Raw genomic sequence first — 8,159 nt, 5'->3', positions numbered from 1 at the left:
CGGCTTATACGTGCTCTCCCAGGCGAGACTGGGCTTTGTTGTCACCGTCTTCGCAAGAACGCTTTCGCGTCTTGCGAGGAGACACCTACCACTAGGGCGTCAGGCCTGCACGACTTCGCCGTCCGCTTCGCGTGCCTCCGTCAGTCGCACACTGCGCGTCCACCACATCTCGACCCGCGTTCGTGACGACCGCGAAGCGCCCCTCGTCTCGGTGAGACGCACAGACCATACACTGAGTTGCTGTTACGATAAACCGAAATAGTTTGGCATCAGGGACTTGACGCATTTTGCTGAGTTGCCCGTCGGGCAACTCAGCGCGTCGGCATTGTGAGGGACGCACCGGCGGCAGGGTTCCCTCTCCCCTTGCGGGAGAGGGTTAGGGAGAGGGGTGCCACACGGCGCGCCCTCTCCGTGTTCGCCGCGGCAATATTGCGCGGCCATTGTTCTCGTCGACCATTCCGCCCGGGGCAACCCCTCTCCCCACCCTCTCCCGCAAGGGGAGAAGGAGCCTGGGAGGCGTGCTCACCTCACCGCATTCCGCGGCATCGCGCCTCGCGCCCTACTGCGCCTTGGCGAAGTAGGGGCAACCACCTTCGGCGAGCGGACGGAAGGCCTGGTCGCCCGGCACCGTCGCGAGATACTCGTAGAGATCCCACTTGCTCTTGGACTCTTCCGGCTTCTTGATGCGCATCAGATACATGTCGTGCACCATCCGGCCGTCCTCGCGCACCACGCCGTTCTGGGCAAAGAAATCGTTGACCGGGGTCTTGCGCATCTGCGCGATCACGGTCTCGGAATCAACCGAGTTGGTCGCGGCGACAGCCTTGAAGTAGTGCCGCAGCGCCGAGTTGACGCCGGCCTGGTAGGCGGTCGGCATCGCGCCGTGCCGCTTGAAGAACTCCTGGGCGAACACGCGCGTCTCGGGCGTGCGATCCCAATAGAAGGAATCGGTGAACAAGAGATCGTGCGCATGCGCGAGGCCGAGCGCGGGCACGTCGGTGAGCGTCACCTGCAATGCGACGATCTGCATGCTGGCGCGGATGTTGAACTCGTCGGCCTGCGACACCGCGTTGCGGAAGTCGGAGCCGGCATTGGCGAGCGCCAGGATTTTTGCGCTGGAAGACTGCGCCTGCAACAGGAAGGACGAGAAATCGGCGGTGTCGAAGGGATGGCGGACCGCGCCCAGCACCTTACCGCCGGCAGCGGTGACGGCCCTGCTCGCGTCGCGCTCCAGCGCCTGGCCGAACGCGTAATCCGCCGTGAGGAAGAACCAAGGCGTACCGCCGCGCGCAACCACCGCCTTCGCCGTCGCGTTCGAGGAGGCGTAGGTGTCATAGGTCCACTGCACGCTGGTCGGCGAGCATTGCTTGCCGGTGAGGTCGGATGAACCGGAGCCCGAGATCAGGAACAGCTTCTTGCGTTCGCGGGTCACGGTCTGGATCGCGAGCGCCACCGCGGAATTGACGCCTTCGGCGATCACGTCGACACCCTTGTTGTCGATCCAGTTGCGCACGATGCCGGTCGCGACATCTGGCTTGTTCTGGTGATCGGCCGAAATGATCTCGATCTTGCGCCCGGCGACCGTGCCCCCGATTTCCTCCGCGGCCATTTGTGCCGCGATCACCGATCCCGGACCGTTGCCGTCGGAATATTGCCCGCTCATGTCGGTGATGATGCCGACCCGCAACACACCATCCTCCGCGCGGGCCATACCGGCAGCAAATGAGAGACACACGGCGGCAATTGCGGCCAGGACATGCGAGCGTTTCGTGATGGACATTTCGTTCCCAGGGTTCGGATGGTTCGGACGATCTCCTGAAGCAATCAGGGATCACCGGCAACCCCGTTGGCCGGCATGGCGCTCTGCGAATCCGCGCCGAAATTCCGGGAGGAGGAACACGGCCAAGGTGCCGACGCGCGCGTCGCCGATCATGCGAACGCCGCGGCGAGATTTCGCCGCGGCGTTCCTTGGATCTTACGAATAGATCACGCGAGATGGCGTCGAGATCGCCTCAGCGCCGCGCCCACAATTGCCTTGCCAGGATGCCAACCTTGCGCTCGATCGCCTCGGCGGCATCCAGGCACATGTCTTCGCGATAGCGCGAGCCGACGATCTGGACACCGACCGGCACCCCCTCGTGCAGGCCGACCGGCACCACGGCTGCCGGCAGCCCCAGCACGTTCATCGACGAGATGAAGCGCAGGTCGTTCCAGAACACGTCCTTCACGCGCTGATCGCCGCCGAGATCGGCATTGACCTCCGGCGTCTTGCGCACCGAGGTCGGCATCAGCGCCAGCGGGTACTGCTCAAGGAACGTCATCCAGTTCCTGATGTGGCGCGACCGCTCGGCGATCGCCTTCATGTAGCCGGCCTGGTCCAATTGATTTGCCAGCGCCATGAAGCCGTGGAACGTCTTCTGGAAGTCGGCGCTGGAGACCGCTAGCATCTGGTCCTGCTGCAACACGCGGGTCTCGGTCATGATCAAGTCGCACCAGAGCTGCCAGACCTTGTCGAGCTCGGGCACCTCGACCTCACTGACCGCGTAGCCGGCATCGGTCAGATGATCGGCCGCCTTGCGCTGGAGCGCGATCACGCCGCGATCGGTCACCATGTCTTCAGGGATCTTTGCGAGCGCGACCTTGACCGGTGCGGCAGGCTTCGGCCCCTGCAACGGCGCCGGCACATACCAAGGATCGCGCGGGTCGCGTTGCGCCATCACCTCGAGGCCGAGACGGACGTCGGCGACGTGGCGCGCCAATGGCCCCTGCGACGACATGAACTGCGCCATCAGCGGCCGCTCTGCCGTGGCTGAGGGATTGAACGCCGGAATGCGGCCCTGGGTCGGCTTGATGGTGGCGATGCCGTTGCAATGCGCCGGCCAGCGCAAGGAGCCGCCGATGTCGTTGCCATGCGCGATGGTGCCGATGCCGGCCGCGATCGACGCGCCGGCGCCGCCGGAGGATCCGCCGCAAGTCACCTCGGCATTCCAGGGATTGCGCGTCAGGCCGTGCAGCGGGTTGTCGGTGAAACCGCGCAACGAGAATTCCGGCGTGTTGGTCAGGCCGATGATGATGGCGCCGGCCTTCTTGAGATTGGCCGTCACCGGCGAGTCGCCCGGCGCGATGTTGTCCTTGAACGCCACCACGCCGTTCGAATTGGCCTGGCCCTCGACGTCGATGTTGATCTTGATCGTGACCGGTACGCCGTGCAGCGGCCCGACGGCGCCGCCGGCGCGCTTGCTGGCCGCGAGCGCCTCGTCCGCAGCCTTGGCGGCCTTCATCGCGGCGTCACCGAGATCGACGACGACGGCATTCAGCGCCGGGTTTGCCTCCTGCTTACGATCGAGATGGGCGCGCACGACCTGCTCCGAGGTCGCCTCGCCATTCCTGATCGCCGCAGCCGTCTCCACGGCGGACCATTGCCAGATCGGTGCATTCGTCACTGTTGTTCTCCCGTTATGTTCAGTGCTTTGTTGTTGGTTCAGTCACGCGGATCGATCGGCGTCAGCGTCGAGGCACGCGCCTCGATCACCTCGGCCACGGCGAGGCAGACGTCCTCGCGGAAGCGGCCGGCGATCACCTGCACACCGACCGGCACGTCGCCGGCGGTTCCGGTCGGCACCACGACCGACGGAAAGCCGAGCGCAGGCACCGCGAGCAGCGGCCGCTGCGCGTCGAGCAGCGCGTGCACGACGTCAGCGTCTTCCTGATCCTGATCGAAGCGGAACGGCAGTTGCGCCGAGACCGGCAGGATGATGACGGGGCAGCGCTCCTGGAACAGCTGCCAGGCCCGCACGATCGAAAGTCGCTGCTCGAAGCAGGCCAGCACCTGGTCGCCGTCGAGCTCGGGCGCATAGACAATATGGCCGTCCAGATTGTAGCGGCTCCGATCGTCGCCGAACTTGCGGATCATCGGCGCGAGCACGCGCCGCTCCTCATTGATGACGAGGCGATGCCAGAGATCGGCGGCCTCCGCGAGCCGCGGCGGGGCGGTCTCCTCCACCGCAAAGCCGGCCTCCGCGAGCCAGCGTCCGGCGGCGCGGACCGCTGCGCTCACCTCCGGCGCCTCGTCGCCGAACGGCGCCGCCGCGATCGCAACACCGACCGGACGCTTGAGCGGCGCACCTTGCAGGGGCACCGGCAGCCAGGTGCCGTCGCGCGGATCCGCCTGCGCCATCGCGGCAAGGCCGAGCCCGAGATCGGCGACCGAGCGGGCGAGCGGGCCCTGCACCGACATCATCTGCGCCGTGATCGGACGATCGCTGGTCGCCGATGGATTGAATGCGGGGATCCGCCCCGGCGTCGGACGCAGGCCGGCGACGCCGCAGGCGTAAGCGGGATAGCGGATCGAGCCGCCGAAATCGTTGCCATGCGCGATCGCGCCCATTCCGGACGCGACCGCCGACGCGGCACCGCCGCTGGAGCCGCCCGGCGTCAGCCGGCGACCCCACGGATTGTAGGTCGCGCCGTGCAGATCGTTGTTGGTGAACCAGCGGTGCGAGAACGCCGGCGTGTTGGTGCGCCCGACAATGACCGCGCCCGCCTTGCGGAAATTCGCGACCACCGGGCTGTCCTCGGTGGCGATGACGTCGCGGAATGCGACGACGCCGTTGGTGGTGGCGTGGCCGCGCTGGTCGACATTGACCTTGATCGTGACCGGCACGCCATGCAGCACGCCGAGCTCTGCGCCGGATTTTACGGCGGCGTCCGCGGTATCCGCCGCGGCGAGCGCTTCATCGGCGAGCACTTCGACCACGGCATTCAACGCCGGATTGACCTCGGCGATGCGACCGAGGCTGGACTGCACGGCCTCGCGGCTCGAAATCGCACGCGTCGCGATCGCACGCGCCAGGTCAGCCGCCGACCAGCTCCACAACTCATTCTCGCGCCGCGTGACCATTGTTGATTCCTCCAACGCGTGATGCAGCAGTCAGCCGATGCGGGTCAGTCGAGCCGCAACGGCTGGTGAAAGACGGGCAGATCCATGCGCCGGTCCTCCGGGGGAACCACCACGGCCTCGGCGCTCAGCACATGGTCGAGCATCACGCGCCGGGCACGCGCCGCGTTGCCGGAGCGGAACGCGGCCATCAGGCGCTTGTGAAACTCGATGTTGTCGCAGGTGAAGCTGGATGCGAATTCCTGCACGCCGAGCTTGCCGATCAGATGGCGGATCGCCTCGTTGATGAAGCGGCACATCAGGCCAAGCAGCGGATTGGGACAGGCCTCGATCAGGATGTCGTGGAAATCGATCTCGGCGTGGCGGTGGTGCTCCCAGTCCGCGTCACCGCCGGGATGATGCTCCTGGACCTCGATCGCCTTGTCGAGCGCGGCGAAATGCGCAAGCGTCAGGTGGCCGACCACGCTGAAGGCGAGCTCCGGCTCGATCAGCCGGCGGATCTGGTAGATCTGCGCGGTAGAGATCGACTGGAAATAGAAGTAGTTGCTGAGCAGGCCGACGATCCGGTTGATCGACACCGGCGCCACCCGCGCGCCGCCGCCGGGACCGGTGGTGTTCTGCACCAGCCCCTGCACTTCCAGTGACTTCAGCGCCTCGCGGATGGTCGAGCGGCTGCAACCGAACATCTCGATCAGCTCGCTCTCCTGCGGCAGCCGGTCGTTGGGCTGCAACCCGGCCTGGAAGATGTGGCTGCGGATCAGATCGGCGACCGCGTCCGAGCGCTTGCGCTTGATCGAGGCGCGCCGCGAGGGGTCCAAGGAGGCTAGAGCCGATTTATCCATTTTATGATCATAAATAAGATCGGAACGGCTTGGCAAGGGGCGATCGCCCCAAAGGGTCGTCCTGCCCGGGGCGCATCCCGGGCATGACGGCAGACTGAACATTTGAGGAATTGGCGAGCGGCGATCGCTCAGTTCGTTCCGCGTTGCGCCTCGAGGCTGCGGCTGTAGCGCGACATCGCGAAGCAGAACACGAAGTAGATCACGCCGACGAAGACATAGACCTCGACGCTGAAGGACTGCCAGGCCGGATCGACGATCGCGGTCTTCGCCGTCGTGAGCAGGTCGAAGATGCCGATGATCAGGACCAGGCTGGTGTCCTTGAAGAAGGCGATGAAGGTGTTGACCAGCGGCGGGATGACGTGGCGGATCGCCTGCGGCAGCACGATCAGCGCGTGCTTCTCCCAGTAGGACAGTCCGAGCGCATCGGCGGCCTCGTATTGACCGCGCGGCACCGCCTGCAGGCCGCCGCGCACGACTTCGGCGAGATAGGCGCCGGCATAGAGGATGAAGGCGATCTGCGCACGCAGCAGTTTGTCGATGTTGACGCCGTCGGGCATGAACAACGGGAACATCACGCTCGCCATGAACAACAGGCTGATCAGCGGCACGCCGCGGATCAGTTCGACATAGAGCACGCAGAGCGAGCGGATCGCCGGCAATTTCGAGCGGCGGCCGAGCGCCACCAAAATTCCGAGCGGGAAGCCGAACGCCAATCCGAAGGTCGCGAGGATCAACGTCACCGGCAGCCCGCCCCAGCGGTCCTGGGTGACAAAGGACAGACCAAGGAAGCCGCCCCACATCAGGCAACCGATCACGGCCAGGGCGGCGGCCCACAGCAGGAACAGCTCCTTGCGCCAGAAGCTGCGGCGGCTCGACACGGCGAACAGCGCGATGAAGATCAGCACCGCGAGCGCCGGCCGCCACTGCTCATCGAACGGATAGGTGCCGAACAGGATGAAGCGATACTTCTCCGGGACCACCGCCCAGCAGGCGCCAACGCCGCGCAGCGCGCGGCAGGCGCTGGTGTCATTGCCGGAGACAATCCAGACCGCATTCGCAATGCCCCATTGCCAGAGGCCGATGCAGGCCTTGCCGAGCACGAACAGCAGCAGCAGCGTCATGATGCCGGACGGGATCGAGGCGAACAGATTGGCGCGCAGCCACGCCGTGAGATGACCACCGAGCGCCCGCGGTGCGGGGCGCGGGCCGATCGGTAGCGGATCCTGCGGCAGCTGGGCGACCGAACTCATGTCAGCGCTCCACCAGCGCGATCCGCGCATTGTACCAGTTCATGAACAGGCTGATGCCGAGGCTGATGGTGAGGAACACCATCATGATCAGCGCGATCGACTCGATCGCCTGCCCGGTCTGGTTCAGCGTGGTGTTGGCGATCGAGACGATGTCCTGATAGCCGACCGCGACCGCGAGCGAGGAATTCTTGGTCAGGTTGAGATACTGGCTGGTCATCGGCGGGATGATGACGCGCAGCGCCTGCGGCAACACGATGTGCTGGAGCACGAAGCCGCGCTTCAGCCCGAGCGCCTTGGCGGCCTCCGACTGCCCGCGCGGCACCGCCTGGATGCCGCTGCGCACGATCTCCGCAATGAAGGCCGAGGTGTAAGTAACCAGCGCGATCAGCAGCGCGAAATATTCCGGCGCGAGCGTCAAGCCGCCGACGAAGTTGAAGCCGCGCAGCTCGGGCAGCGTGATGCTCCAGCTTGCGCCCAGAAGCCACGACACCAGCGCGGGGAGCACGACGACGAGGCCGAACGCGTAAGGCCAGGCGGGCCGCGCCCGGCCGTCGAGCATCTGCTGCGCGATCAGGCGGCGCCTGACGAGATGGAGCACGATAAGGCCGGCGACCAGCGCAAGGATGGTCCACCAATTGGCCTCCTGCAGCGGAACCGACGGCAGGATCAGCCCGCGATTGGAGAGGAACACTCCCTCGATCGGCTTGAACGCCTGGCGCGCTGCCGGCAGTCCTTGCATCAGCACATACCAGAACAGCAGTTGCAGCAGCAGCGGCAGGTCGCGCAACACCTCGACATAGACGGCGGCGAGCCGCGCCAGCAGCCAGTTCGACGACAGCCGCGCGATACCGACCAGCGTACCGATCACCGTCGCCAGCACGATGCCGATGACGGCCACGCGCAGCGTGTTGACGATACCGACGATGAAGGCGCGCAGATAGGTGTTCTTCGGGGTGTAGTCGACCCAGGAATCCGCGATCGGCATGCCGGCTTCACGGCCGAGGAAGGCAAAGCCTGTCGAGATGCGCCGCACCGAGAGATTATGCACCGCGTCGGGGCGGAACAGGCGAAGCTGGTAGGTCAACAGGTCCGCAACGCCGCGGCAGCTGCGGAAGCCTGTAATCCAGATCCGGTTGGCTGCGTGCAGCGCACGCGCGGCGTCCGCAATCG

General features: G+C 65.9%; 6 protein-coding genes. All 6 read right to left on the bottom strand.

Annotation, left to right across the window (positions count from 1 at the left end):
- Positions 1 to 559: 559 nt before the first annotated feature.
- On the bottom strand, positions 560 to 1,780 hold the full coding sequence (locus FNJ47_RS43040) for an ABC transporter substrate-binding protein (RefSeq protein WP_163162453.1): 1,221 nt from the start codon (positions 1,778 to 1,780) through the stop codon (positions 560 to 562).
- 232 nt (positions 1,781 to 2,012) lie between these two features.
- A complete protein-coding gene (locus FNJ47_RS43035; RefSeq protein ID WP_163162451.1) occupies positions 2,013 to 3,443 on the bottom strand; it encodes an amidase in 1,431 nt (476 codons plus the stop codon).
- A 38-nt stretch (positions 3,444 to 3,481) separates the two neighbouring features.
- Entirely contained in the window at positions 3,482 to 4,900 is a 1,419-nt protein-coding gene (locus FNJ47_RS43030) for an amidase family protein (protein WP_163162449.1), read from the bottom strand.
- 44 nt (positions 4,901 to 4,944) lie between these two features.
- Positions 4,945 to 5,739, bottom strand: coding sequence for a FadR/GntR family transcriptional regulator (locus tag FNJ47_RS43025; protein ID WP_163162447.1), 795 nt, complete (start codon positions 5,737 to 5,739; stop codon positions 4,945 to 4,947).
- A 128-nt stretch (positions 5,740 to 5,867) separates the two neighbouring features.
- The gene (locus FNJ47_RS43020) at positions 5,868 to 6,989 is read right to left on the bottom strand and encodes an amino acid ABC transporter permease (protein WP_163162445.1); all 1,122 of its coding nucleotides are present in this window, start codon (positions 6,987 to 6,989) and stop codon (positions 5,868 to 5,870) included.
- Between the two features lies 1 nt (position 6,990).
- Positions 6,991 to 8,076 (bottom strand): amino acid ABC transporter permease, encoded by a 1,086-nt coding sequence (locus FNJ47_RS43015; protein ID WP_347341797.1) that lies wholly within the window; start codon positions 8,074 to 8,076, stop codon positions 6,991 to 6,993.
- Between the last annotated feature and the right edge of the window lie 83 nt (positions 8,077 to 8,159).

This window comes from Bradyrhizobium uaiense, from assembly GCF_010811875.1.
In the GTDB taxonomy this organism is placed as follows: domain Bacteria; phylum Pseudomonadota; class Alphaproteobacteria; order Rhizobiales; family Xanthobacteraceae; genus Bradyrhizobium; species Bradyrhizobium uaiense.
The sequence above is the reverse complement of the archived record's forward strand: the minus strand, read 5'-3'. Positions and strand labels throughout refer to the sequence as shown.